Raw genomic sequence first — 22,735 nt, forward strand, 5'->3', positions numbered from 1 at the left:
CGCCCCTTCGTGGCCGGCCCGGTGGTCGCCATGACCCAGAAATTCTCGCGCGAAGAGTTCGACGTCTACGTCTGGGAGGGCACGTCCGACATCGCCAGCCGGGCCGAGCGCTGCCTGGCCGGCATGGATGTGTCGCTGGTGCGCGCCGACGCCGGCACCGCGTTTCCGCCGCCGCGCGACCCGTCGCGGCCCGCGGTGGCGCTGGTGTCGGTCTCGGTCATGGGCGACAACCGCTTCAGCGGCTATGACTGGTTGTCGGTGCAGGCCATGCCGGTCATCTGGGTGGCGTCCGAGGCCCGTGGCCGCGATCCGCGTTATTACCCGCCGGAATACTCCTATACGCTGCCGCTGGCCTTCACCACCGCGGATCTGCGCAAGTTGCTGTTCGAACTGCTGGGCACCCTCGACCAGTTCAATCGCGCCGCGCCGCGGCGCGAGCAGCCGCTGATCGCCGTGTCGGAGCCGATGCGGGCGCTGCTGGCCGAGGCCGACATGTTCGCCGACTGCCGCAGCAATGTGCTGATCCACGGCGAGACCGGCGTCGGCAAGGAGCGCATCGCGCGCCTGCTGCACGACCACGCCGCCTGGTCGGACGGGCCGTTCGTCGCGGTCAACTGCGGCGCCATCCCCGAAGGGCTGTTCGAGGCGCACTTCTTTGGCCACGCCAAGGGCGCCTTCACCGGCGCGGTGGGCGCGCACAAGGGCTATTTCGAGCAGGCCAGCGGCGGCACGTTGTTCCTGGATGAAATCGGCGACCTGCCGCTGTACCAGCAGGTCAAGCTGCTGCGCGTGCTGGAGCAGAGCGCCGTGACGCGGCTGGGCTCCACCGTGGAGGTGCCGGTCGATTTCCGGCTGGTGGCCGCGACCAACAAGGACCTGCGTGTGCTGGTGGGCCAGGACGAGTTCCGCGCCGACCTGTATTACCGGCTGGCGGTGATCGAGCTGCGCATTCCCAACCTGGAGCAGCGCGGCCCCGAGGAAAAGGTGGCGATCTTCCGCGCCTTGCTCGAACGGCTGGGCGCCGAGGGCGAGCCGCCCGCCTGGCTGCTGGAACGCGTGGCGCGCGCGCGATACGCCGGCAATGTGCGCGAGCTTTCCAACGTGGCCGAGCGCGTGGCGATCGTGCGGCGTCAGTTCCAGTCCTGGGACCAGGCCCGCATCGAGCGCATTTTCGATCAGTTGGCCGAGCCGCTGGGCGGGCCGGCGGCCTTGGCGACGGCGGGCGCCAATACCCAGTGCGAGCCGCCGGTATTCACCGACGCCGAACGCGCCGAGCGCGCCCGCATCCTGGCCGCGCTGGACGTCAACGGCTGGCGCCGCCAGGACACCGCCAATACCTTGGGTATCAGCCGCAAGGTGCTGTGGGAGAAGATGCGCAAGCTGCATCTGGGCGGCGGCCAGGGCGAAACCGCCGATGGCATTGTCGAGGCGTCGTGAGCGCAATAGGGAATGTCCCTGGGCGCGCGACACTATCGCCGCGTGTTATTCACGCGCGTCAGCTTCAACCGGAATAAATTGCTATAGTTCCGCAACGATTTTTTTGGGGAAGGCATGAACGTCCACTTTATCCGTGCCGCCGCTCGCATGGCGCTGTTGGGTACGGCCCTGTCCGGTCTGGCCGCGTGCGCCAGCGCGCAATCCGAGCCCCCGCGCCCGACGGTGCAGCAGGTCGAGGACAAGCAAGCCGCCTCCACCCCGGTCACCCCGCCCGCGCCAGCGCCCGCCGCGCGCCCGTCCTCGACGGTGGCCGAGCTGCAGGCATTGATCCAGAACCGCCAGGTTTCCGAACTGCGTACGACCTACAACGGCACCTACGGCGCCAGCCTGCTGTTCAAGCCGGACGATCTGACTTACTACGTGGCCCTGTTCCAGCAGAAGGACTTCTGGCGCGTGCTCAAGACCAAGTCGGACAAGCAGGCCGAGGCCACTTACCGCGCCTTCGCGGCCCAGTCGGCCGACCTGGCCGAAGTGGATATCAAGCGCATCAAGCTGCAGGCCGAATATACCCACGCCGAAAAGCTGCTGGCCAGCCGCAGCGCCGAGCTGAGCACGCTGCAGGCCGATCGCACCCTGCGCATGCAGCAGGAAGAGCAGGTCGCCGCGCGCCAGGAACAGTCGCGCCAGGAAGCCACCGCGCTGGCCGACCAGCAGAAGGACGTGCGCCAGCAACTGCGCGACCTGCAACGCCAGATCGACGCCTTGCAGGCGCAGCAGGCGCAGATCGGCCAGGCGCCCGCCACGCCCAGGCGCGGCAAGTAAGCGCCTCGCACGCCAGCAAGCGGGCCCCCGGGCCCGCTTTTCATTGGGCGGGGCCGCCGCTGCCGGTGTGTGGCGCAAATGCCGCCAAACCGCCCGGAATCGGCCGAAAACCCCGTTCGCGGTCCGGTATCCAGGAGTGCGCGCGTGCTTTCTTGTATTCTGGATGCCAGCCCCCATATTTCCATCATGGCTCTCAAAGTTTTCGACCTCCAGTGCGAGCACGGCCACATCTTCGAAGGCTGGTTCGGTTCGCACGAAGACTACGACGCGCAGCAGGCGCGTGGACTGGTGTCGTGCCCGGTCTGCGGCTCGGCCAGCATCACCAAGCGCCTGTCGGCGCCGCGCCTGAACGTGGCGCACCTGCACGCGCCCGCGGCGCAGCCGGCGCCGCCGGCCGGCGCCACCGACGCCGAGAAGATGTCGGCGCTGCAGGCGGTGGTGATGCGCCAGGTGCGCGCGCTGCTGCGCAATACCGAAAACGTCGGCGCGCGCTTCGCCGAGGAAGCGCGCCGTATCCACGAGGGCGACGCGGACGAGCGCCCCATCCGCGGCACCGCCACGCGCGAAGAGCGCGAGGCCCTGGCCGAGGATGGCATCGACGTCATGGCCGTGCCTGACTTCCTCGACGACGAACGCCTGCAATAGCCGCGTTCGCCGCCGCGGCGGCTTTCACGGCCGCGCAAGGCAAAAAAAAGCGCCAGACCCCGGAGGGCTGGCGCTTTTTCTTGCCTGTCGCCGGATCAGTTGTTGACGCGGCTGCGGTATTCGTTGGTGCGCGTGTCGATTTCGATCTTGTCGCCGATGGCGCAGAACAGCGGCACGTTCAGTTCGTAGCCGGTGTTGATCTTGGCGGGCTTGGTCACCTTGCCCGACGTGTCGCCACGGACGGCCGGTTCGGTGTAGGTGATTTCGCGCACGATGGTCGTGGGCAGTTCCACCGAGATGGCGCGGCCGTCGTAGAAGACCACTTCCACGGGCATCGCTTCTTCCAGGTAGTTCAGGGCGTCGCCCATGCTTTCGGCTTCGATTTCGTACTGGTTGTACTCTTCGTCCATGAAGACGTACATCGGGTCGCCGAAGTAGGAGTACGTGCACTCCTTGCGATCCAGTTGGACGACTTCGAACTTTTCGTCGGCCTTGTAGACCGATTCGCTGGCCGAGGCGGTCAAGAGGTTCTTGAACTTCAGCTTGACGACGGCGGCGTTACGGCCGGACTTGTTGTATTCGGCCTTCTGGACCACGAGGGGATCCTTGCCGACCATGACCACGTTGCCGACTCGCAATTCCTGAGCGGTTTTCATCGATAAAACTCCGGGGGGAAAGGGTGCACTCGCCGTGCTTGCAGAAAGCCGCGGCGGGTGAGGGCGCCAGGCAACGGGCCAGGCCCGCCATCTTGATCTCAACGCCATCTCAAGCCCGCGGGCCCGAAAAGGCCCGCTCGCTCGACTTTCATGCACACCCCGGGAGGCGTCATAGTTGAGGCGCCGAAAAACCCGGGCGACTCAGAAAACTCTCTATTCTAGCGTTTCTTGGCCAACTCTGCGCAAAAATCGGCCAGATTTTCCGCCAGGTCGGGGCGCGCGGCCTGCGCCGCGTCCCAGTCGCGCGCCGCCTGCGTCCAGGCCCGCCAGGCGGCCGGCGCCAGGGCGGCGCCGATCGCATCCGCCGCCGCGCCGGCCTCGGGCAGGTTCCAGGCGCGGATGGCGGCGGCCGCGGTTTCCGGGGCCGGATAGCGCGCGAGCCAGGCATCCAGCTTTTCCAGGTGCACGTTCTCTTCCTGGGGGTAGATCTGCCAGACCAGCGGACGCGCCGCCCAGGCCGCGCGCACGAACGAATCCTCGCCGCGCACCAGATTCAGGTCGGCGCACCACAGCACGCGGTCGAAGTCGGGTTGCGCCACGAACGGCAGGCGCGCCACCGCCGGGCCGCCGGGCCGCGCGCAGGCCGCTTCCAGCCCGGGAGCGACGCCTTCCGGCGCCAGCAGCAGGGCGGGGCGGGCATCGGCCGCCAGCGCCTGCGCCAGGCCGTCGATCGGCGCGCTGGGGTAGCAAAACAGGGACACGGTGCGGGCGCCGTCGCGCCGTTGCGACACGAGAGGCTCGGCCACGCCCAGTCCCCGCAGGAACGCCGCCTGGGCTTCGGCATCGGCCTGGAAGGCGTCGCGCTCGGCCGTCAGGCCCGGTTCGCGCAGCAGGCCGCCGGTGGCCGGCGTGAATCCCGGGAAGAAGAAATGCTTGACCAGCCCGTCGGGGCGCTGCGACGGCAGGCCGTGGCAGCTTTCCACCCAGGCCTCGGCGCTCAGGTATTCCAGGTTGATCCAGGCGGGATGACGCTGGCGCATGCTGGCCAGGAAGGCCTCGGGAGGATCGCAGGCGAAGGCCTCGATCACCACGTCGCGGGCGGCCAGCGCCGGATCCGGCGTGTCGGTCCAGCGCACGATATCGATGTCCTGGAACGCCTGGCGCGCGGCAGTGGCATCGATGCCGGGCTGGATGCGCGCGAAGCTGGCCAGGTCGTCCACCCACAGGCGCACCTCCCAGCCGCGGCCATGCGCCAGTCGCCGCGCCAGGCGCCAGCAGACGCCGATGTCGCCGTAGTTGTCGACCACGCGGCAGAAGATGTCCGCTTGCATCGACGCGCTCAGTGGAACTTGGCGGGCGCCGCCTCGGCATCTTCGGGCAATTCGGCGTGCACCAGTTCGCCCAGGGGATTGGGGAAGTAGGGCGCGCCGCAGTCCTCGCAATATTCCGGCGGCAGCACGCCGGGAATGCGGCGCACGTCGCTCACGCCGTATTCCTTGAGCAGCGCCGCGATCTCGTCGACCACGTCGGGCTGGCCCTCGTCGGCCGGCAGGTCTTCCTCGCGGCCGTACAGCGGCCAGACGCAGCCGTAGTAGACGTCGTTGCTGTTGCGCGCGGTGAAGCTGACGCGGTATTCGTCGACCCGGTTTTCGCCGCAGCCGGCCACCACGGCGCGCAGTTGCGAGGCCTCGAGATTGACCGCGCCCTCGAGCCAACTGATGGCGGCGCGCAGCGACAGCGGGCGCACGCGGCGGTCGGCCTCGCGGTTGCTGACGTAGTAGGCGTCGGGCAGCAGGGCTTCGAAACCGCAGCCCGGCAGCAGGCCGGCCAGCGTCGGCTGGGCCTGCGCGGCCCATTGCGCCAGGCAGGCGTCGCGGCTGGCCTCGGCCTCGCCGATCTGCTCCTGCCAGCGGAACACGGGCGCGAACTCGGGCACCGCCACGGCCGCCACGATGTAGCGCGTGTCGGCCAGCATGTTGGCGGTTTCGGCCTCGGCATTGAGCGCGGGCTTGGTGGTCTCGGCGCCGAGCGCCTGCGAGCCCAGCCGTTGCAGCCATTGCCAGGTCTCGGAGAAGGTGCGTGGCATCTGGTCCACGCTTACCAGCACCGGCATCAGCGCGCTGCGGGCCTGGCTCGACAGCACGTGGCCATGCAGTTGCGCCAGCAGGGCCTGCTGGGCGCTGGCCGGCACGGGGCCGGTGGGGATGGCGTAGCGGGTCCAGGCCACGATGGGCGCGACGATCAGCAGGATGTCGTAGCGCACGCCGTTCTTCTCGATCTTCATCGACTCGGACAGCGTTTCGGCCTGCTCGATCAGGACCTCATAGGCGCCCACGTCGCCCTGGGCGAGGTGGTCCAGCGCGGCTTCCAGCGGGGCATCCTGGCCTGCCTTGAGCAGCTTTGGAATCGCTTCGCCAAGCTGATTCTCCCAGTACACGTCTTCGACGCGGCTGCCCGAGCGGTTGAGCGACTGGGCAAGCGTGATGAGGCGGGTGGCGTCACGGGTCAAGCGGGGAGCGGATTGGCTGCGGGATCGGGCCATAACTTCGGAGGACGTCCAGTAAGTGTGTAACGACGTAGTTTAACGCCCGCCACGGCGGTGGTCGCGGCGACGCCCGGGCGCCCGCGAATCGGGCAGCACAAGGGCGCCGACGGTCACCGGACTGGACCCGGCCTTCCGCCGGGGATTGGTGCGGGTCTGGCAACAGATCGTGCCTGTTTAGGGGATTTATTGCTGATTGGAATCGACCGACAATGGACCCATCATCAAGCTTTCCTGGAGTCATCGCCATGCGCTGGCCTACGCTTTTCGTTTCCCACGGTTCCCCCATGCTGGCCGTCGAACCCGGTTCGACCGGCCCCGCGCTGGCCGCCTGGAGCCAGTCCCTGGGCCGCAAGCCGCGCGCCATTTTGGTGGTGTCGCCGCACTGGATGGGCCACGGCCTGGCCCTGTCCACCCGCGACCAGCAGGTGGCCTGGCACGATTTCGGCGGCTTTCCGCCCGAACTCTACACGCTGCAATACGCCGCGCCCGGCTCGCCCGAGCTGGCGGCGCGCACGCAGGCCCTGCTGGCCGAGGCCGGCATCGCCGCCGACCGCGATCCGCGCCGGCCGCTGGACCATGGCGCCTGGGTGCCGCTGCGCTACCTCTATCCCGAGGTCGACGTGCCGGTGGTGCAACTGTCGCTGGACATGGGCCGCGACGCCGCCGGCCAGTTGGAACTGGGCCGCGCCCTGGCGCCGCTGCGCGACGAGGACGTGCTGATCATCGGCTCGGGGTCGCTGACGCACAACCTGCGCGACGTGCGCATGCCGCAGGACGCGCCGCCGGCGCCTTACGTGCCGGCGTTCCAGGCGTGGTATGCCGAACACCTGGCCGCCAACGACGTGCCGGCGCTGCTCGACTGGCAGGCGCGCGCGCCCGGCGCGGCGCAGGCCCATCCGCACGACGACCACCTGATGCCGCTCTACGTGGCGCTGGGCGCGGGCGGCGGCCAGGCCACACGCCTGACGGACGAGATCTCGTACGGCGCGCTGGCGATGGACGCCTATGCATTCAACTGAGGCCTGTTGACGCCGCTTACCGCCGTCAATGTTTGGTTACCCCATGCGGTTCCAACCGCCGCTGCGTCTATGCATAATGGCTGCCGCCCGCATCGCGGGCGTTTCCTTGTTCTGGACGCATGCCGGAGCCATCCGGCCGGGAGTGTAGAGATCGTGAATGCGCATATCGTGAAAGCCGCGAGTCTGGCCATCGTTGCCGCCACGCTGACGGCGGCTTCGTCCGCCTGGGCCGAGGACGTCGAGGGCTCCCGCGACCATCCCGCCCTGACGCGTTTCGAGGGCGCCGAGATCCGTGCCTACGAATTCAAGGACTACGACGAAGCCGTGATGCCCAACCAGCCCATCACCCGCGAAAGCGAGGCCAGGGGCCTGACGCTGGAAGGCAAGCTGACGCGCATCGCCTATCGCATCGACGGCAAGAAGTCGGCGCTGGAGGTCTATCGCAACTATCAAGGCGCGCTGCAGGCCGGCGGCTTCAAGACCTTGTTCGAATGCAAGGGCGACGAGCAGTGCGGCGGCGACTTCCAGTCGTTCGTCCTGAACAGCGGCAAGGTCAGCCAGCCCGGCCAGGGCGACGCGGCGTTCGGCGGCAAGTACTACGCGGTGCTGGCCAAGAAAGAGGCGCCCACCGGCGACATCTACGTGTTCCTGGATGTGATGGACGACACCTCCAACAACATCACGCCGGTGTTCCAGCAGGTGATCGAAACCAAGCCCATGCAGACCGGGCAGGTCAAGGTGCTGGACATGGCCGCCATGCAGAAGTCGCTGGCCGAATCGGGCCGCGTCGCGGTCTACGGCGTCTACTTCGATACCGACAAGGCCGAGGTCAAGCCCGAGTCCAAGGCCGCGCTCGACGAGATGGGCAAGCTGCTCAACGCCAACCCGAAGCTGAAGGTCTACGTGGTCGGCCACACCGACAACCAGGGCACGCTGGCCGGCAACCTGGACCTGTCGCAAAAGCGCGCCGACGCCGTGGTCAAGGCGCTGGAAGCGGGCTACAAGATCCCGGCCGCGCGCCTGTCGGCGCGGGGCGTGGCCTCGCTGGCGCCGGTGGCGGCCAACGACGCCGAGGCCGGCCGCGCCAAGAACCGCCGGGTCGAACTGGTCGCGCAATGATGGGGTGAGCCTGCCACGCGTCGCGATGGCAGGCGGCGCGCGGCCATGAAAAAAGCCCCTGGAACCTCGGTTCCAGGGGCTTTGCCTTTGCGGCCCGCGCGTTACGCGGCCAGCAACTGGCGCAGCACGAAGGGCAGGATGCCGCCGTGCTGGTAGTAGTCGACCTCGATCGGGGTGTCGATGCGCAGCAGCAGCGTCACGTCCTGCTTCGAACCATCCTTGCGGGTGATCGTCAGCGTCACGTCCTGCATCGGCTTGATGCCGTTCTCCAGGCCCGAGATGTCGTAGGTTTCCTCGCCGGTGATGCCCAGCGACTGCACGCTGTCGTTGCCCTTGAACTGCAGCGGCAGCACGCCCATGCCCACCAGGTTGCTGCGGTGGATGCGCTCGAAGCTGCGCGTGATGACGGCCTTGACGCCCAGCAACTGGGTGCCCTTGGCGGCCCAGTCGCGCGACGAGCCGGTGCCGTACTCTTCGCCGCCGAACACCACGGTGGGCGTGCCGGCCGCCACGTACTTCATGGCCGCGTCGTAGATCGACATCTGTTCGCCGGTGGGCTGGAACAGGGTTTCGCCGCCTTCGAAGCGGCTGCCGTCCGGGCGCGCCGGGATCATCAGGTTCTTGATGCGCACGTTGGCGAAGGTGCCGCGCATCATGATTTCATGGTTGCCGCGGCGCGAGCCGTAGCTGTTGAAATCGGCCTTCATCACGCCGTGTTCCTTGAGCCACTTGCCCGCGGGCGAGGTTTCCTTGATGGAGCCGGCCGGCGAGATGTGGTCGGTGGTGACCGAGTCGCCGAACACGCCCAGCGCGCGGGCGTTCTTGACGGTCGGCATCGCGCCCGGCGTCATGCCGAAGCCTTCGAAGAACGGCGGCTCGGCGATGTAGGTGGAATCGGGCCAGTTGTAGGTCTCGCCCGTGACGCCCTTGATGTTCTCCCACAGCTTGCCGGGGTTGCTCTTGACCTGGCCGTAGTTGGCCTCGAACGCCTTGGGGTCCAGCGCGTACTTGAGCAGCGCCTCGACTTCCTCGGTGGTCGGCCAGATGTCGCCCAGCCAGATATCGCCGTTCTTGCCGCGGCCGACCGGTTCGGTCATCAGGTCGCGCGTCACGGTGCCGGCCAGGGCGTAGGCCACCACCAGCGGCGGCGAGGCCAGGAAGTTGGCCTTGATGTTCGGGTGGATGCGCGCCTCGAAGTTGCGGTTGCCGGACAGCACCGCCGAGCACACCAGGTCATTGCTGGTGATGACCTCGTTCAGGTCGGGCGTCAGGTCGCCGGCGTTGCCGATGCAGGTGGTGCAGCCGTAGGCGGCCACGTCGAAGCCCAGCTTCTCCAGGTAGGGCAGCAGGCCGGTCTTGGTCAGGTATTCGGTGACCACGCGCGATCCGGGGGCCAGCGAGGTCTTGATGTGCTTGGGCACCTTCAGGCCGGCTTCGACGGCCTTCTTGGCCAGCAGGCCCGCCGCCAGCAGCACGCTGGGGTTGGAGGTGTTGGTGCAGGAAGTGATGGCGGCGATCAGGATGTCGCCGTTCTTGACCTTGGTGCCGGTGCTGGTGGTGAAGGTCTGCTGCAGCTTCTCGGCCGGCTGGTTGAAGCCGTTCTCGGCGACCGGCTTGGAGAACAGGTCGATGAAGGTGCTCTTGACGTTGCCGATCTCGATGCGGTCCTGGGGGCGCTTGGGGCCGGCCAGCGACGGCGCCACGGTGGACAGGTCCAGCGTCAACAGCTTGGTGTAGTTGATGTCCTGGGCGGCGGGCACGCCGAACATGTCCTGGGCCTTGAAGTAGGCCTCGAACGCGGCGATTTCGTCTTCGGTGCGGCCGGTGCCGCGGAAGTAATCGATGGTGCGGCCGTCGACCGGGAAGAAGCCCATGGTGGCGCCATACTCGGGCGCCATGTTGCCGATGGTGGCGCGTTCGGCCACGGACAGGCTGGCCGTGCCCTCGCCACAGAACTCGACGAACTTGCCGACCACTTTTTCACGGCGCAGCATTTCGGTGATGGTCAGCACCAGGTCGGTGGCGGTGACGCCGCCGCGCAGCTTGCCCTTGAGTTCCACGCCGACCACGTCGGGCGTCAGGAAGTACACCGGCTGACCCAGCATGCCGGCCTCGGCCTCGATGCCGCCCACGCCCCAGCCGACCACGCCGATGCCGTTGATCATGGTGGTGTGGCTGTCGGTGCCCACCAGCGAATCGGGGTAGTAGATATTGTTCTTCTTGTCCTGGTGCACGCCGCGCGCCAGGTATTCCAGGTTGACCTGGTGGACGATGCCGAAGCCCGGGGGCACCACGCCGAAGGTGTCGAAGGCCTGCATGCCCCACTTCATGAACTGGTAGCGCTCCTGGTTGCGCTTGAATTCCAGCTTCATGTTCAGGTCCAGCGCATTCTTGGTGCCGAAGTAGTCGATCATGACCGAGTGGTCCACCACCAGGTCCACCGGCACCAGCGGCTCGATGCTCTTGGGGCTCTTGCCCATCTTGTCGGCCACCGAGCGCATGGCGGCGATGTCCGCCAGCAGCGGCACGCCGGTGAAGTCCTGCAGCACCACGCGCGCCACCACGAACGGGATTTCATCCTCGCGCTTGGCGTTGGCCTGCCAGTTGGCGAGCTGGCGCACGTGTTCCTCGGTCACCTTCTTGCCATCGCAATTGCGCAGCACGGATTCCAGCACGATGCGGATGGAGACCGGCAGCCGCTGCACGTCCACGCCCAGCGCCTTGCCCAGCGCCGGCAGCGAATAGTACTGACAGGACTTGTTGCCGATCTTGAAATTCTTGAGTGTGTCGAGGGTGTTGTGCGGCATGATGGACTCCGTGGTTTTGCCCGCGTAAAGCCGGCATTTTCAGGCGTTTCGACGCGTTTGTCATTCCGGGCGACAGCGGCGCGGGTTCGGTCTGTGTCTTATATCTTATATAAGACTTAAAGGGCGCGTCAAAGTTCCCGCCCGCGCCGGCCTGCTGGTTGCGCGGCGGTCGCGCAAACCCCTACTGTGCGGCAGCCGCGTCGTCCCTGCAAGTCCCCTTTTTTTAACAAAGAAGTCCTACAAGCGCATGGCGGCGGGAGGCGGGGTCGTGCCGCGCGGCACGCCGCTGGTCGAGGTGGACAGGCTGCGCGAGGCCGTGGCACGGGTGATGCGCCAGGCAGATTTCCGCGACCGCTTCCAGGTGCAAGGGCTGGTGATCCAGGCGCCGCGCCTCAGGCCAGCAAGGCCGGCATTTCCGCCGCGGCGAAATCCAGGAAACGCCGCAGGGCCAGCGGCGCGCCGCGGCGGGCGGGCATGACCGCATAGATGCGCGCCGGGGCGGCGCGCCAGGCGGGCAGCAGTTGCGCCAGGTCGCCCCTGGCCAGGGAGCCGGCGCAGAGATAGTGGGGCAGCAGCGCCACGCCCAGGCCGGCGCGCGCCATCTCGCGCAGCGCCGCCAGGTTGGTGCTGAGGCAGCGGGGGCGGAATTCGATCGACTCGGCTTCACCCGCGGGGCCGGTGAAATGCCAGCTTTGCGGGCTGTCCTGGGTGGCGTGGGCCAGCAGCGGCAACGCGCTCAGTTCGCGCGGATGGCGCGGCGCGGCCCGGGCCATCTCCGGAGCCGCCACCAGGATCAGCGGCACCGGCGCCAGTTCGCGCGCCACCAGCCTCGAATCCGTGAGCGAGGCGCCCTGGGCGCGGAAGGCCAGGTCATAGCCTTCGCCCACCAGGTCGATGATCTGGTCGCGGGTGTCCAGCAATACCCGCACGCCGGGGTGCTTCAGGCAGAAGCGCGACACCAATTCGCCCAGCAGGGACACGGCCAGGGCGGAGGGGGCGGTCATACGCAACAGGCCGCTGGGCGTGTCGCCCATCGCCGCCGCCAGGTCGAAGGCGCTGCGGGCCTCGCGCGCCATCGCCAGCGCATGCACGTAGATCTGCTCGCCCATGGGCGTGAGCGAGACGCGGCGGGTGTTGCGTTGCAGCAACCGCAGGCCCAGCCGCGTCTCCAGCTCGGCCACGCGCCGGCTGAGTTTGGAACGCTGCATATTGAGCACGCGGGCGGCGGCGGAGAAACCGCCTTTTTCCACTACCTCGGTGAAAAGCAGCAGGTCGTCGAGATGATGGATATAGGAATGCATGGGCCAGGGTGGGGAATTGTCCTGTAACGCAGGACAATTATTCCTGAAATTAGCGTCTACTGTGCCGGACGCGGAACCCATAAGCTCTGCGCCACCCAAAAATCCAGGCAGCAGCTCCTTGACCATCCGCCTCAGTCCGCCCGTGGCCAAGCCGTTCGAGCCCGCGGGCGACGCCTGTTCGTTCCGGCAATTCCGCCAACCCGATTTTCCGCGCGGCATGTCGCCGCTGGTGCTGGCGGAGCATTTCGTCATGACCGGCCCCAGCTTCGCGCCGCACCCCCACGCCGGCATGTCGGCCGTGACGCTATTGCTGGAAGACAGCCGCGGCGCCCTGCGCAGCCGAGACAGCATGGACAACGACCATGAGATCCGGGCCGGCGACCTGCATTGGACCGTGGCCGGACGCGGCGTGATCCACGATCAGCAGCCCGTGGGAGAGTCGCGCCTGAACGGCGTGCGGTTGTACGTCAACCTGCCGCAGCGGCTCAAGTCGCTGCCGCCCGAAGCCTCGTTGCTGCGCGCCTGGGAGATGCCGGTCCTGCAGGGCGACGCCGGCCGCGTGCGGGTGGTGTCGGGCCGCTACGATGGCTGGGAAGCGCCGCTGGCCACCCCCGAGCCGTTGTTGATCCTGGATGGCTGGCTGCGCCCGGGGGCGTCGCGGCTGGTGACGCTGCCGGCCGGCTGGAACGCCTGGCTATACGCGGTCCACGGCGAACTCGGGGTGCGGGCCCGCCACCAGATCACGGCGCCGGCGCGCCCGCCGGCGGATCTCGGGACGCGCCCGATGGCGCCGTTCCGGCCGCGCGGCCGGGGGGCGGTGGCGGACAGGCGCACCCCCGATCCCGACTTCGCCATCCTGCCGCCGGGGGCGGCGCTGACGGCCACGGCGGATCGCGATGGGCTGCTGCAACTGCTGGCGGCCGGAGCGCCGGTTCATTTCCTCCTGGTGGCGGGGCGGGCCATCGACGAGCCCGTGATCCAGCGCGGGCCGTTCGTCATGGCGGACGCGCGGGCCCTGGGACAGACCATGGCGGCCTACGAAGCCGGGGAATTCGGCCGACTGCGCGACCCGGCGGACCTGCCGGGTTGACGAGCCCCGCGGGCCGGGCGCAAGCCCGCGTCGCGGACAACCATCGGAAACTAATCGTTGTAAACGAGCAACAAAGTTGTCGTCCATATTAAGGGACGCAATGAGAATGATTTCGTTTTATATAGAATCGACCCCGCACGATCTCAATCTCCCTTGGTGAACGGGCTCCACAAGACCGGCATGGCCGGCTTTGCGGCAGTTCGAATGGCAAGCCGTTACCCCGCGTGACCCTCATCGGGATTGTTGCGATCCCTGCTTCCTGCGAAGCGCCCGCCTACCGATTCCCGATATGAAAATACGAACTCTTGCGTGCGTGGTTGCGGCCCTGCCGTACACCGCCCTCCATGCCCAATCCGCCGCGCCCGCCGCCGACGGCTCCGTCGTCTCCATGGAGGCAATCAAGGTCGAGGCCAGCGCCGACGCTTCGGCCGGCGGCCTGGCCCAGCCCTACGCGGGCGGCCAGGTGGCCCGCGGCGGCCGCGTCGGCGTGCTGGGCACGCAGGACATCATGAGCACGCCGTTCAGCATCACCAGCTACACCAACGAGCTGATCCAGGACAAGCAGGCGCGCAGCGTCGGCGACGTGCTGCAGAACGATCCGGGCGTGCGCGTGGCGCGCGGTTTCGGCAATTTCCAGGAGTCGTACTTCATCCGCGGCTTCATCCTCAGTTCGGATGACGTGGCCTACAACGGCCTGTACAGCCTGCTGCCGCGCCAGTACATCGCCACCGAACTGTTCGAGCGCGTCGAAGTGCTGCGCGGCGCGTCGACCTTCCTGACGGGCGCCTCGCCCGGCGGCGACGGCATTGGCGGCACGGTCAATCTGGTGCCCAAGCGCGCCCCGAACGATCCGCTCACGCGTTTCACCACCGGCATCTCCAGCGGCGGCCAGTTCTCGGTCTCCACCGACATCGCGCGCCGCTTCGGCCCCGGCGACAGCACCGGCATCCGCCTGAACGTGGCCAACCGCAGCGGCGACACCGCCATCGACGACGAGCACTCGCGCACCAGCCTGGTGTCGCTGGGCCTGGACTGGCGCTCGGCCGACACGCGGTTGTCCGCGGACATCGGCTGGCAGGAGAACAAGCTCAAGCGCGCGCGTCCGAACGTGACGCTGCGCGGCGTCACCAGCGTGCCGGACGCGCCGGACGCCAGCTCCAACTATGCCCAGCCCTGGTCATACTCGAACGAGCGCGACGTATTCGGCACCGTGCGCGCCGAGCATGACTTCAGCGACAAGCTGACCGGCTGGGCCGCCTTCGGCATGCGCCGCAGCGACGAAGCCAACTCGCTTGCCAACGTCACCGTCACCAACGGCAGCACCGGCGATGGCAACTTCTACCGCTTCGACAATACCCGCAAGGACAGTGTCAACACCGGCGAACTGGGCCTGCGCGCCAAGGTGCGCACCGGTCCGGTCGGCCACGAGTTCGTCGCGTCCGCGTCCTTCTTCGATCTCAAGAAGAAGAACGCGTATGTCATGGACTACCTGAACACGTTCTCCACGAATATCTACGATCCGGTCAGCTACGACCGCCCGGCCTACAGTTCCAAGGCGCTGTTCGGCAACGACCTGGACGATCCGGCGCTGCAGGGCCGCACCCGCATGAGCAGCTATGCGCTGGGCGACACGATGTCGTTCCTGGACGACAAGGTGCTGCTGACGCTGGGCATCCGCCACCAGCGCCTGTCCTCGCGCAGCTACGCCTACAACACCGGCACGGAAAACGGCGCCTATGACGCCAGCCGCAATTCGCCCGCCGCCGGCATCGTCTTCAAGGTGACGCCGAGCGTGTCGCTGTACGCCAACTACATCGAAGCCCTGGTGGCCGGCGATACGGCGCCGCAGACGGCCAACGGCAAGCCCGTGCCCAACGGCGGCGAGAGCCTGCAGCCTTACGTTTCCAAGCAGAAGGAAATCGGCGTCAAGTACGACGGCGGCGGCCTGGGCGCGGGCCTGGCGCTGTTCTCCACCGACAAGCCGCGCGCGGCCTATGACGCGTCCAATCGGTTCACCGCCTCCGGCAAGGACCGCCACCAGGGCATCGAGCTGACCGTGTTCGGCGAGCCGATCGACCGCGTGCGCGTGCTGGGCGGCCTGACCTTCCTGGACGCCAAGCAGCGTTCCACCGGCAATACCGCCATCGACGGGAACCGCGTCATCGGCGTGCCGCGCTTCCAGGCCAACCTGGGCGCGGAATGGGACATCCCCGGCGTGCAGGGCCTGGCCGTGGACGGCCGCGTGGTCTACACCGGCGCCTCCTATGCGGACGATGCCAACACCCTCAAGGTGCCCGGCTGGACCCGCTTCGACGCCGGCCTGCGCTACATGATGGACGTGGACGGCCACGTGGTGACGCTGCGCGCCCGCGTCGAGAACATCGCCAACCGCAACTACTGGTCGTCGGTGGGCGGCTACCCGGGCAACGGTTACCTGGTGCTGGGCGGCCCGCGCACCTTCTCGCTGAGCGCCAGCATGGACTTCTGAGCGCGGATGCCCGCCGCCAGGCGGGCGCCGCGCAGGCCAGGAAAGGCAACGTCCCGGCGGTCTAGGTCATCAACCAGCCGCCCGCCACGTCCAGCACCTGCCCGGTCACGAACCGCGCCTGGTCCGAGGCGAAGAACAGGCAGGCGTCGGCCACTTCCTCGGGCGTGCCGAGCCGGCGCAGCGCGGTGACCTCGGCCACGGCGTCGTTGATCTCCTTGGGCACGCTTTTCAGCAGCGGCGTGCTGATGCGCCCCGGAGCCAGGCCGTTGACGGTGACGTCGTGCTCGCCCAGTTCCGCGGCCCAGTGGCGCGTCAGGCCCAGCAGCGCCGCCTTGGTGGCGGCGTAGTGCGCGGCGACGATGTCGCAATAGGCCTTGCCCGCCACCGACGACATGTTGATCACGCGTCCCTGGCGCTGGCGCACCATGTGCGGCGTGGCCAGGTGGGTCATGTAGAACACGCTGTTCAGGTTGACCGCCACCACCTTGTCCCATTCACCCGGCGTCATCTCCCACACCTTCAGCGCGCGGCCGTCGGTCTTGGGCGAGATGCCGACGTTGTTGACCAGGATGGTGGCGGGGCCGAGGTCGCGGGTGATGCGGTCATACGCAGCCTGGCACTGGTCGAAGTGCGAGACGTCGGCGTGCACGAAGGTCACGGCATGGCCGCGCTTTTTCAGTTCCTTCTCGTAGGCCTGGCCGCCCTGCGAATTGAAGTCGATCAGCCCGACCTTGCCGCCTTCGGCCAGGAAGCCCTCGACGATGGCCGAACCGATGCCGCCGACGGCGCCGGTGACGATGATGACCTGATCCTGGAAGCGCGCGCTCATGCCCGCACCTTCAACATGATCTTGCCGATGTGCCGGCTGCTTTCCATCAGCGCGTGGGCCTGGGCCGCTTCTTCCAGCGGGAACACCTGGTGGATCAGCGGCAGGCAGCGCCCCTGTTCCATCAGCGGCAGCACCTTGTCGGCCAGCGCCTGGGCGATGGCGCCCTTGTCTTCGTCGGAACGCGGACGCAGGGTGGAGCCGGTGAACGACAGTCGCTTGGTCATGATGGGCAGGGCGTCGATTTCGGCCTTGCTGCCTTCCAGGAAGGCGATCTGCACCAGCCGGCCATTCACCGCCAGCAGGCGGATGTTCTTGTTGATGTAGGTGCCGCCGACCATGTCGAGGATCACGTCCACGCCCTGGCCGCCGGTGGCCTGGCGGACCTCCGCCTCGAAGTCGGTGTCGCGGTAGATCAGCGCGTGCTGCGCGCCGGCCTTCAGGCAGGCCTCGGCCTTTTCCTGGTTGCCCACCGTGGTCCAGACCTCGGCGCCGAAGGCGCGCGCCAGCTGGATCGCGGTCAGGCCGATGCCGCTGGAGCCGCCGTGCACCAGGAACTTCTCGCCGGCCGCGAGGCGGGCGCGCTCGAACACGTTGGTCCAGACGGTGAAGTAGTTCTCCGGGATGGCGGCGGCGGACAGCAGGTCCAGGCCGCGCGGCACCGGCAGGCAGTGGCGCTCGTCGGCCAGGCAGTACTGCGCGTAGCCGCCGCCGGGCGTCAGCGCGCAGACCCGGTCGCCGACCTGCCAGCGCGTGGCGTCGGGACCGACGGCGACGATGGTGCCCGCGACCTCCAGTCCCAGGTAGGGCGAGGCGCCGGGCGGCGGCGGATACGAGCCGGAGCGTTGCAGCACGTCGGGGCGATTGACGCCGGCGTAGGCGACCTCGATCAACACCTGGCGGCCGGCGGGCGCGGCCATCTCGCGTTCGGCCAGGCGCAGGCAATCGGGCGCGCCGCCGGTGCCGTGGTCGATGAATGTGCAGCGTAGAGACATGAATGCGGTCCTTCGGATTTCAGTGGCCCAGATAGGCCTTCTTGACATGGGGATCGGCCAGCAGCTCGGCGCCGGTGCCGGTGCGCACGATGGCGCCGTTCTCCAGCACGTAGCCGCGGTCGGCCAGGCGCAGCGTGCGGAACACGTTCTGCTCCACCAGCAGCACCGTGACGCCGTGGGACGTGACGTCGCGGATGATGTCGAACATCTGCTGCACCAGCAGCGGCGACAGGCCCAGCGAGGGCTCGTCGAACACTAGCAGCTTGGGATCGGCCATCATGCCGCGCGCGATCGCCACCATCTGCTGCTCGCCGCCGGACAGCGAGCCGGCGTACTGCCCCAGGCGCTCGCGCACCCGCGGGAAGATCCGCAGCACTTCCTCCAGCTTGCGCTGCACGATGGGGCGGGCGGCGCGCTTGTACGAGCCCATCAGCAGGTTGTCGCGCACCGTGAAGTGCGGGAACAACTGGCGGCCTTCGGGAATCATGGTGATCCCGGCGTCGACGATGTCGTAGGGCGTGCGGTTGGTCAGGTCGCGGCCCTCGAACTCGACCCGGCCGGCGGTGGCGGGAACCACGCCGCACAGCGTCTTCAGGGTGGTGGTCTTGCCGGCGCCGTTGGCGCCGATCAGCGTCACGATCTCGCCGGCATTGACCTCGAAGTTCAGGCCGTTGAGCACCTGGCTCTTGCCGTAGCCCGACGACAGATCCGAAACCTTAAGCATCCTGGTACTCCTTGCCCAAATAGGCCTCGATGACGGCGGGGTTCTCGACCACGTCCTTGGGGGCGCCGCTCACCAGCACCGCGCCTTCGTTCAGCACGATGATGCGGTCAGACAGCGCCATGGTGGCCTGCATCATGTGCTCGATCAGCAGCACCGACACGCCCGAATCGCGGATGCGGCGGATCATCTTGATCGACTTCTCGATGTCGGTGGGGTTCAGCCCCGCCATCACCTCGTCCAGCAGCAGGATGCGCGGCCGGATCGCCAGCGCGCGGGCGATCTCCAGCCGCTTCATGCCGCCCACCGTCAGGCTGCGGGCCTCGGTGTTCAGGTACTTGAGCAGGTCGGTTTCCTCGGCCACCTTGAGCGCGATCTGCTCGGCCTCCTCGCGGTCGGCGGTGCGGATGAAGGCGCCCAGCATGATGTTCTCCAATACCGTCAGGCCGGTGAACGGCTTGGCGATCTGGAAGGTGCGGCCCAGGCCCTGGTGCGCGAACTCGTCCGGCGTGCTGCACGAGACCCAGTTGCCCTTGGCGTCGACCATCGACACCGCGCCCTTGTCGGGCGACAGGAAGCCGGACAGCAGGTTGAACACCGTGGTCTTGCCGGCGCCGTTGGGGCCGATCATGCCCAGGATCTCGTACTGGTTCAGCGTCAGCGACACGTCGTTGGTGGCGCGCAGGCCGCCAAAGCTCTTGAACAGGTTCTCGGCCTTGAGCACCGGCTGCTCGCGCCGCGCCGCGTCGGTCGGACGGGCTGGTTCGACCAGTTGGCGCCGGGCGCGCGGCGTGCCCAGGTAGGGTAGGCGCGCCAGGGCGCGCTCGATGGCCGGACCGAAGGCGCCGGCCAGGCCGCGCGGGATGGTCAGCACCACCGCCACCAGGATCAGGCCGTAGATCAGCCCGTGCATGCCGTTGCCCACGCTGGACAGCCAGCCGCGCGCCAGCTCGGCGATCGGCAGCACCAGGAAGGTGCCGGCGATGGGGCCGGCCACCGTGCCCAGGCCGCCGATCAGCGCGAACATCGCCACCTGCACCGACAATTCCAGCGAGAAGGCCGAGCTGGGATCGACGAAGGTCAGGTAAGTGATGTGGAAGGTGCCGATCACGCTGGTCAGCATGGCCGACACCACCGCGGCGATGATCTTGACGCGCACCGTGTGGATGCCCACCGCCAGCGCCGCGTCCTCGCGCTCGCGGATGGCGATCAGGTAATGGCCGATGCGCGACTTGCGGATGTACCACGAGACCCAGGTCACCAGCAGGAACAGGCCGAAGGCGATGATCACGTAGTTGATCTTCTCGCGGAACACGATCCAGGCCCAGCCGATGTTCAGCGGCAGGCTGATGCCGCTGGAGCCGCCGGTCCAGCTTTCCTCGTGGATCACCAGCAGCCGCACCACTTCCAGGATGGCGATGGTGGCCAGCGCGAAGAACGGCCCGCGCAGCCGCAGCGTGGGATAGCTGATGATGATGGCCACGGCCGCCGAGATGGCCGCGCCCGCCAGCATGCCGAACCACGGCGAGATGCCGAAGTTCTGCGTCAGCAGGGTGGCGGTGTAGCCGCCGATGCCGTAGAACACCGCGTGGCCCAGCGACAACTGGCCGGCGTAGCCGCCGACGATGTTCCAGGCCACCGACAGCGCGGAAAAGACGAACAGCAGGACGAACAGGTTGGTCCAGAACGGCGTGCCCGTGACGACGGGCACGATGAACATGACGATCAGCAGAATCAGGCTGACGTAGGCTTTGGGGCTTCGAAAGTCGGGAAACACGTCTCGCTCCTTGTGGCTCTGATCACTCTGTGCCGACGCCGAACAGGCCGGTCGGACGCAGGACAAGGATCAAGAGGAAGATCCCGAAATAGACGACCTCTTTGAGGTCGGGGGCGATGTAATAGCCGGCCAGCGTATCGACGATGCCGATGATCATGGACCCGGCCACCGCGCCGTACAGGCTGCCCAGGCCGCCCAGCACCACGATCACGAAGGCGGTCAGCACGAAGTACGTGCCCACCGTCGGGAACACCGGATACTGAGGCGCCAGGAGGCCCGCGGCGATGCCGACGAAGGCCGTGCCCAGGCCGAAGGCGATGGCGTAGACGTTGTTGACGTTCACCCCCATCAGCGTGGCGGCGTAGCGGTGCTGCGCCACCGCCCGCAGCGCGCGGCCCAGGTAGGTGCGGTGCATGAACAGGTGCAGCAGCACGGCCAGGCTCAGGCCGACCACGAAGGTCACCAACTGGCCGGTGACCATGGAGTAGTTGCCGACGTCCAGGGTGCTGGTGCCCAGTTGCACCGGGGCGCGGAACACGTTGGCGCCGAAGATCACCAGCGCCAGGTTCAGCAGGATGGTGGACACGCCCACCGTGGCGAAGATCTGGATGTGCTGGTCGGCGTTGAGCAGCGGCTGGATGATGCCTTTCTGCGTCAGCGCGCCCAGCGCGAACAGGATGACCGCCACCGGCACCAGGCCGATGTACGGGTGCACGCCGAACTGCGCCGCGATCAGGTAGACCGCGTACATGCCGATCATCAGGAATTCGCCATGCGCGAAGTTGACGACGCGGACCACGCCGAAGATCAGCGTCAGCCCCAGGCTGATGATGGTGTAGGCGCCGCCCAGCAACAGGCCGTTGATGACCAGTTGAATGAAGATATCCATGGTGCAACCTCTTGGAACGGGGCGCGTCCCGGCCGCGCGCCGTCGCCGGCGGGGCCGGGGCCGCGGGCCCCAGTGAAACGCCGGACGCCCCCGAGCGTCCGGTTTGCTGGCTTGCCGTGCCGGGCCTGCCGGGTGGCGGCCCCGGCGTTCTATTTCTTGAAGACGGGCTTGCCCAGCGCGAGGTTGTCAGGCGCGATGGTGACCAGCTTGCCATCCTGCCACTGCATCACGTAGAAGGTCGAGGCGTTGTTCTGGCCGTCCTCGCCGAAGTCGAAGGCCCAGCCGTTGGCGGTCTGGCCGGCCGGCTTCTTGTACGCCAGCACGGCCGCGCGGATCTTGTCCTTGTCGGTCGACTTGGCGTTGGCGATGGCTTCGAAGAAGGCCTTGGCGCCGACGTAATTGGTCAGGCTGTGGCCGGACTGCGGGTCGCTCTTGTAGGTGGTCTTGTAGGCTTCCAGGAACTTGTCCAGGCCGGGCGCGCCGGCCGGATTGATGGACGCCTGCGGGAAGTCCAGGTCGAACACGCCGTTCATGTCGGCGCCCACGGCCTTGGCGGTGTCGGCCAGCGAATAGCCGCCGCCGGCGCCGATCACCACCTTGGGCTTGAAGCCGGCGGCGCGCGCCTGGCTGAAGTACAGGATGGCGTCGTTCTGGTAGGCGGTCTGCAGCACCACGTCGACCTTGGCGCCCTTCAGGCGCAGGATCAGCGAGGACAGGTCGACCGTCTTGGCCGAATAGGGCAGCACCTCGGCCACGGTGTAGCCCAGTTCCTGGGCGCGCTTTTTCTCGGTGGCGGCCACGTCGGTGCCGTAGGGGCCGTCCTCGTGGATGATGCCGATGCGCACTTCCTTCGGGTTCAGGCCCATGCCCGGCCCGATGATGTCGTGCAGCGCGTTGACCACCGACACGCCGTACAGCGCGGTGTTGGGGTTGCTGCGGAACAGGTACTTGTAGCCGCGCGTGGTGATCTTGTGGGCGGTGGCGCCCAGCTCGAAGTAGGGCACGCCGGCCAGCTCGGTGACGGGCGAGGCCGCGTACGAGATGCCCGAGGCGTAGCTGCCGAACACGCCGACCACGTTCGATGAGATCAATCGCTTGGTCTCGGACACCGCCTGGGTCGGATCGACCGCGTCGGCCTTGATGATCTGGATCTTCTCGCCGTTGATCCCGCCGGCGGCATTGATTTCGTTGACGGCCAGCTCCAGGCCGCGATAGCTCTCCTGTCCCAGCAACGCCAGCGCGCCGCTGAACGGGAAGAGGGCGCCCACCTTGATGTCGGCCGCCGCGGTGCCGCTGGCCATGACGCCGCACAGGCCCAGCGCGATGGCGAATTGTTTGATCTTGAACACTGTCTACGCTCCTTTGTGGGTTTGGATGCGGACTGTTGTCTGAGTCGTCCGTCTGTTTTTGAATATATGATATATGCGCCGGCGGGGTGTGAGAACCTCGTCCTGGATTCTAGTGCCGGACTTGGTCGGCTGAATCGGGGATTTCCCTCAAGCCGCATGAATAAAGCGTTTGCGGGCAGTTTTTGCCTGCACGGCAGATCAAATTCCGCTGTCCGGGCGCTGTTTCACAAACCTTTTCATGGCTGCTTT

At 67.6% G+C, this 22,735-nt stretch carries 18 protein-coding genes; 7 read left to right on the top strand and 11 right to left on the bottom strand.

What is annotated here, in order from left to right:
* Window positions 1-30: 30 nt before the first annotated feature.
* The 3 genes from SB816_RS07775 (at window position 31) to SB816_RS07785 (ending at window position 2,904) form a co-directional block, all read left to right on the top strand.
* Complete coding sequence (locus SB816_RS07775) at window positions 31-1,437, top strand: sigma 54-interacting transcriptional regulator (protein WP_410546738.1); 1,407 nt, start codon at window positions 31-33, stop codon at window positions 1,435-1,437.
* Between the two features lie 114 nt (window positions 1,438-1,551).
* Complete coding sequence (locus SB816_RS07780) at window positions 1,552-2,259, top strand: DUF2968 domain-containing protein (RefSeq protein WP_054503021.1); 708 nt, start codon at window positions 1,552-1,554, stop codon at window positions 2,257-2,259.
* 186 nt (window positions 2,260-2,445) lie between these two features.
* Complete coding sequence (locus SB816_RS07785; RefSeq protein ID WP_064524303.1) at window positions 2,446-2,904, top strand: DUF1178 family protein; 459 nt, start codon at window positions 2,446-2,448, stop codon at window positions 2,902-2,904.
* Window positions 2,905-2,999: 95 nt separating this feature from the next.
* Here SB816_RS07785 and efp read toward each other — a convergent pair whose 3' ends face one another.
* The 3 genes from efp to SB816_RS07800 all read right to left on the bottom strand — a co-directional run bounded on the left by efp (window position 3,000) and on the right by SB816_RS07800 (window position 6,102).
* The gene (gene efp, locus SB816_RS07790; protein WP_006220534.1) at window positions 3,000-3,560 is read right to left on the bottom strand and encodes an elongation factor P; all 561 of its coding nucleotides are present in this window, start codon (window positions 3,558-3,560) and stop codon (window positions 3,000-3,002) included.
* A gap of 218 nt (window positions 3,561-3,778) precedes the next feature.
* Window positions 3,779-4,891, bottom strand: coding sequence for an elongation factor P maturation arginine rhamnosyltransferase EarP (earP, locus tag SB816_RS07795; RefSeq protein WP_064524305.1), 1,113 nt, complete (start codon window positions 4,889-4,891; stop codon window positions 3,779-3,781).
* 8 nt (window positions 4,892-4,899) lie between these two features.
* Complete coding sequence (locus SB816_RS07800) at window positions 4,900-6,102, bottom strand: DUF2863 family protein (protein ID WP_054503018.1); 1,203 nt, start codon at window positions 6,100-6,102, stop codon at window positions 4,900-4,902.
* A 248-nt stretch (window positions 6,103-6,350) separates the two neighbouring features.
* Between SB816_RS07800 and SB816_RS07805 the strand changes: the two genes are divergently transcribed.
* Together SB816_RS07805 and SB816_RS07810 are read left to right on the top strand one after the other, a co-directional pair.
* Window positions 6,351-7,124: a DODA-type extradiol aromatic ring-opening family dioxygenase gene (locus SB816_RS07805; protein ID WP_081330473.1), complete on the top strand. Its 774-nt coding sequence runs from the start codon at window positions 6,351-6,353 to the stop codon at window positions 7,122-7,124.
* 168 nt (window positions 7,125-7,292) lie between these two features.
* On the top strand, window positions 7,293-8,243 hold the full coding sequence (locus tag SB816_RS07810; RefSeq protein WP_231132912.1) for an OmpA family protein: 951 nt from the start codon (window positions 7,293-7,295) through the stop codon (window positions 8,241-8,243).
* A gap of 101 nt (window positions 8,244-8,344) precedes the next feature.
* On the opposite strand, the gene acnA is transcribed toward SB816_RS07810, so the two are convergent.
* Window positions 8,345-11,050 (bottom strand): aconitate hydratase AcnA, encoded by a 2,706-nt coding sequence (gene acnA / locus SB816_RS07815; protein WP_063582602.1) that lies wholly within the window; start codon window positions 11,048-11,050, stop codon window positions 8,345-8,347.
* 392 nt (window positions 11,051-11,442) lie between these two features.
* Window positions 11,443-12,351 (bottom strand): LysR substrate-binding domain-containing protein, encoded by a 909-nt coding sequence (locus SB816_RS07820; protein ID WP_410546739.1) that lies wholly within the window; start codon window positions 12,349-12,351, stop codon window positions 11,443-11,445.
* Between the two features lie 118 nt (window positions 12,352-12,469).
* Here SB816_RS07820 and SB816_RS07825 point away from each other — a divergent pair, with 118 nt between their 5' ends.
* Together SB816_RS07825 and SB816_RS07830 are read left to right on the top strand one after the other, a co-directional pair.
* Window positions 12,470-13,441, top strand: coding sequence for a pirin family protein (locus tag SB816_RS07825; protein WP_064524309.1), 972 nt, complete (start codon window positions 12,470-12,472; stop codon window positions 13,439-13,441).
* Window positions 13,442-13,730: 289 nt separating this feature from the next.
* A complete protein-coding gene (locus tag SB816_RS07830; RefSeq protein ID WP_336235283.1) occupies window positions 13,731-15,929 on the top strand; it encodes a TonB-dependent receptor in 2,199 nt (732 codons plus the stop codon).
* 61 nt (window positions 15,930-15,990) lie between these two features.
* Here SB816_RS07830 and SB816_RS07835 read toward each other — a convergent pair whose 3' ends face one another.
* The 6 genes from SB816_RS07835 to SB816_RS07860 form a co-directional block, all read right to left on the bottom strand.
* The gene (locus SB816_RS07835; protein WP_049073021.1) at window positions 15,991-16,758 is read right to left on the bottom strand and encodes an SDR family oxidoreductase; all 768 of its coding nucleotides are present in this window, start codon (window positions 16,756-16,758) and stop codon (window positions 15,991-15,993) included.
* A complete protein-coding gene (locus tag SB816_RS07840) occupies window positions 16,755-17,750 on the bottom strand; it encodes an NAD(P)H-quinone oxidoreductase (RefSeq protein ID WP_410546740.1) in 996 nt (331 codons plus the stop codon). Before SB816_RS07840 ends, SB816_RS07835 begins: the two co-directional genes overlap by 4 nt.
* Before the next feature lie 19 nt (window positions 17,751-17,769).
* Window positions 17,770-18,474 carry an ABC transporter ATP-binding protein gene (locus tag SB816_RS07845; RefSeq protein WP_049073023.1) on the bottom strand — a complete coding sequence of 235 codons (705 nt, stop codon included), beginning with the start codon at window positions 18,472-18,474 and terminating at the stop codon, window positions 17,770-17,772.
* Window positions 18,467-20,248: an ABC transporter permease subunit gene (locus SB816_RS07850; RefSeq protein ID WP_144654738.1), complete on the bottom strand. Its 1,782-nt coding sequence runs from the start codon at window positions 20,246-20,248 to the stop codon at window positions 18,467-18,469. Before SB816_RS07850 ends, SB816_RS07845 begins: the two co-directional genes overlap by 8 nt.
* Before the next feature lie 22 nt (window positions 20,249-20,270).
* The gene (locus SB816_RS07855) at window positions 20,271-21,137 is read right to left on the bottom strand and encodes a branched-chain amino acid ABC transporter permease (protein ID WP_006387153.1); all 867 of its coding nucleotides are present in this window, start codon (window positions 21,135-21,137) and stop codon (window positions 20,271-20,273) included.
* Between the two features lie 149 nt (window positions 21,138-21,286).
* Window positions 21,287-22,438: an ABC transporter substrate-binding protein gene (locus SB816_RS07860; RefSeq protein WP_211485570.1), complete on the bottom strand. Its 1,152-nt coding sequence runs from the start codon at window positions 22,436-22,438 to the stop codon at window positions 21,287-21,289.
* Window positions 22,439-22,735: the final 297 nt, after the last annotated feature.

This window comes from Achromobacter sp. SIMBA_011, from assembly GCF_046535435.1.
GTDB classification, from domain to species: domain Bacteria; phylum Pseudomonadota; class Gammaproteobacteria; order Burkholderiales; family Burkholderiaceae_B; genus Achromobacter; species Achromobacter dolens.